The organism is uncultured Arenimonas sp. (assembly GCF_963976025.1).
In the GTDB taxonomy this organism is placed as follows: domain Bacteria; phylum Pseudomonadota; class Gammaproteobacteria; order Xanthomonadales; family Xanthomonadaceae; genus Arenimonas.
In genome coordinates this window covers 1-2,764 of sequence record NZ_CAXBJS010000256.1, presented here as the reverse complement: position 1 = coordinate 2,764, position 2,764 = coordinate 1, and the positions used below count along the sequence as shown (strand labels likewise).

The window sequence follows — 2,764 nt, the reverse complement described above, 5'->3', positions numbered from 1 at the left end:
CGGACTGCACGTACAGCACGCGCGCCGCCGAGCAGCGCTGGCCGGCCGAATCGAAGGCCGAGGTCATGGCGTCCTTCACCAGCTGCTCGGGCAGGGCCGACGAGTCGGCGATAAGCGCGTTCTGGCCGCCGGTTTCGGCAATCAGCGCGGCAATCGGCGCCTTGCGCGCGGCCAGGGCGCGGTTGATCACCCAGGCGGTTTCGGTCGATCCCGTGAAAACCACGCCGGCGATGCGCGGGTCCTTGGTCAGCGCCGCGCCGACGGTTGCACCGTCGCCGGGCACGAACTGCAGCACGTCCCTGGGCACGCCGGCCTCGTGCAGAAGCTGCGTGGCCAGGAAAGCGGTGAGGCTGGTCTGCTCGGCGGGCTTGGCCACCACGGTATTGCCCGAGGCCAGCGCCGCGGCCACCTGGCCCAGGTAGATCGCCAGCGGGAAGTTCCAGGGGCTGATGCAGGCGAACACGCCCTTGCCGTGCAGCCACAGTTCGTTCGATTCACCGGTGGGGCCGGGCAGCTTTTCCGGCGCGCCGAACAGCTTGCGCGACTGCATGGCGTAATAGCGCAGGAAGTCCACGGCCTCGCGCACCTCGCCCACCGAGGAAGCGATGGACTTGCCGGCTTCCTTCACGCAGATCGCCATGAAGGCGCCCATGCGCTGCTCCAGCAGGTCGGCCGCGTGTTCCAGGATGCGCGCGCGGCTGGCCGCCGGCATCTTGTCCCAGCCCGGCTGCGCGGCCACGGCGTTGGCGATCGCCAGTTCGACGGTGGCGGCGTCGGCGTTGACGTACTCGCCCACCACTTCGCGGCGGTCGGCGGGGTTGGTCACCTTCACCTTTTCGCCGGCGGGCTTGGCGCCGGGCACCAGCGGCATGGCCGACACCGGGGCGAGCGCGGCGTTCATTTCGCGCGCGAGGGTGGCAAGGGTGTCGTCGTTGGCGAGATTGGCGCCCATGGAATTGGTCCTGTCTTCGCCGGCGGCCCGGAACAGCGCGCGCGGCATGGGAATGCGGGGATGGGGCTTGGATTCGAACGCCGAGGCCACGGCCACCGGGTCGGCGACCAGGTCGGCGGCCGGCAGGGATTCGTCGGTGATGCGGTTGACGAAGCTGGAATTGGCGCCGTTTTCCAGCAGGCGCCGCACCAGGTAGGGCAGCAGGTCTTCGTGCGAGCCCACCGGCGCATACACGCGGCAGGGCACGCCCAGCTTGTCGGCCGGCACCACCTCGGCATACAGGTCGTCGCCCATGCCGTGCAGCTTCTGGTACTCGAACTTGCCGGCCCCGCCCTTGGCGTAATGGTGGATCGCCGCGATCGTATGCGCGTTGTGCGTCGCGAACATCGGATAGATCGCATCCGTCGCCGCCAGCATCTGCCGCGCGCAGGCCAGGTAGCTCACGTCGGTGTTCACCTTGCGGGTGAACACCGGGAAGCCCGGGTAGCCGTCGGCCTGGGCCTTCTTGACCTCGCTGTCCCAGTACGCGCCCTTCACCAGGCGCATCGGGATGCGCCGGCCGCTGCGGCGGGCCAGGTCGACGATGTAGTCAATGACGTAGGGCGCGCGCTTCTGGTAGGCCTGCACGGCCAGGCCGTAGCCTTCCCAGCCTTCCAGAGAAGCATCCTCGTAGGCGCCGGCAATGACGTCCAGGCTCAGCTCCAGGCGCTCGGATTCTTCGGCGTCGATGGTGAAGCCGATGCCCTGGGCCTTGGCCAGCCGGGCCAGTTCCAGCACCCGCGGGGTCAGTTCGGCCTGCACGCGGGCGCGCTGGGCCAGTTCATAGCGCGGGTGCAGGGCGGAAAGCTTCACCGAGATCGACGGCGCCTGGAACACGTCCTTGAAAGGCCCGCCGGCGCCGATCGCGCCGATGGCATCGCGGTAGGCCTTCAGGTAGCGGTCGGCGTCGGCCTGGGTGAAGGCCGCCTCGCCCAGCATGTCGAACGAATACAGATAGTTGGCCGCCTCGCCCTTGCGGCTGCGCTCCAGCGCCTCGGCGATGGTGCGGCCCATGACGAACTGGTGGCCCATGATGCGCATCGCCTGGCGCACGGCCAGGCGGATCGCCGGTTCGCCGGCCCGGCCGACCAGGCGACGGAAGGCGCCGACGGCGTTGCGGCGGGTTTCGTCGGCCAGGTTGACCATGCGGCCGGTCAGCATCAGGCCCCAGGTGGAGGCATTGACCAGCACCGAACTGGACCGGCCCATGTGCTTGTCCCAGTCGGCGTCGCCCAGCTTGTCCCGGATCAGCTTGTCGGCCGTGGCCCGGTCGGGCACCCGCAGCAGGGCCTCGGCCACGCACATCAGCAGCACGCCTTCCTCGCTGGACAGGTCGTACTGGCGCATGAAGGCCTCCACCATGCCCGGGTCGGCCCCGCGCACCCGGGTGCGTTCGACCAGGCCCACGGCGGCGGCCTGCACCGCGGCCTGCTCGGCGGAGGGCAGGCGGGCCATTTCCAGCAGGCCGGCCAGGTGTTCGGCCTCGTCGCGGTGGAAGGCCGCGGTGATCCGGGCGCGCAGATCCGACGGCGCGCCGGGCAGTTCAGGGCTCAGGATCGGGGTCACAGGGGTCCGTGGTGGTCGGCGCTGGCAGCGCGTGAACGCGGATTCTAAGGCCGCGCCCGGGGGCGCCGAAAGCGGTCCGCGTTCACCTTTCCGGACGAAGGGGTTCCGGTTTGGCTTGCCCCCCCGTCGCGCGGGTCGCTAAAATCCGCCAGTTCTCCTGCCCTGCGTCCTTTGCCGCTGGCCGCCCCCTGGGCTGCCGGCGACGTA

At 70.1% G+C, this 2,764-nt stretch carries 1 protein-coding gene; it reads right to left on the bottom strand.

Going from position 1 to position 2,764, the window contains the following annotated elements; genetic code table 11:
• Positions 1-2,557 (bottom strand): bifunctional proline dehydrogenase/L-glutamate gamma-semialdehyde dehydrogenase PutA (putA, locus tag AACZ35_RS13755; RefSeq protein WP_339830249.1); only part of this gene is annotated, 2,557 nt, incomplete at its 3' end.
• Between the last annotated feature and the right edge of the window lie 207 nt (positions 2,558-2,764).